The organism is Candidatus Streptomyces philanthi (genome assembly GCF_059553635.1).
The window spans coordinates 1-862 of sequence record NZ_JCANQV010000635.1; the positions used below are offsets into that span (position 1 = coordinate 1).

The 862-nt window shown below is 70.4% G+C and carries 1 protein-coding gene; it reads left to right on the forward strand.

Going from position 1 to position 862, the window contains the following annotated elements:
• A partial coding sequence (locus AC51EU_RS30785) for an AMP-binding protein (protein WP_496270377.1) occupies window positions 1-862 on the forward strand: 862 nt, incomplete at both ends.

Genomic DNA, 862 nt, shown 5'->3' on the forward strand with positions numbered 1-862 from the left:
GCTCGCGCTGGCCGAGCGTCCCGGCGGCCGCTGGGACGGCACGCTGATCAGCGCCGTTCCGTCCGCGATTTCCCAGCTGCTTTCCCAGGGAACGGTCCGGGCGCGGGCCGACATGGTGGTACTGGCCGGCGAGGCATTGACCCGGCAGGCCGTGGAATCCGTGCAGGAGGCGGTGCCGGGCTGCCGCGTCGCCAATCTGTACGGGCCGACCGAGGCCACGGTCTATACGACGGCCTGGTACGCCTCGGGCCCCGTCGAGCAGAATCCGCCCATCGGCCGCCCGATCCGCAACCGCCGCGTCTACGTTCTCGACAGTGGCCTGCGCCCCGTACCGCCCGGAGTGGCGGGGGAGCTGTATATCGCCGGGGGCGGCCTGGCCCGTGGCTATCTGGACCGTCCTGGCCTGACCGCCGAGCGTTTCACCGCTGATCCCTACGGCGCCCCCGGCGACCGCATGTACCGTTCGGGCGACCTCGCGCGGTGGACCACCGACGGGCAGATCGAATACCTGGGCCGTACGGACCACCAGGTCAAGGTCCGTGGTTTCCGTATCGAACTCGGCGACATCGAGGCCGCTCTCACCCGGCACGAGACCGTCGCCCAGGCCGTTGTCCTCTCGCGTCAGGACACCCCCGGCAGCCGTCACCTCGTGGCCTATGTCGTCCGTTCCGAGAACGACGCACACGCCCCGGCGCCGGATTCCCCCGCCGATACGCTCCGCGCCCATCTCCACGGGCTGCTGCCCGATTACATGGTGCCGAGTGCTTTCGTCACGCTGGAATCCCTGCCGCTCACCCCGAGCGGGAAACTCGACCGCAATGCGCTGCCGGCGCCCGATTACGCGTCCCGTAGTACGGGGCGC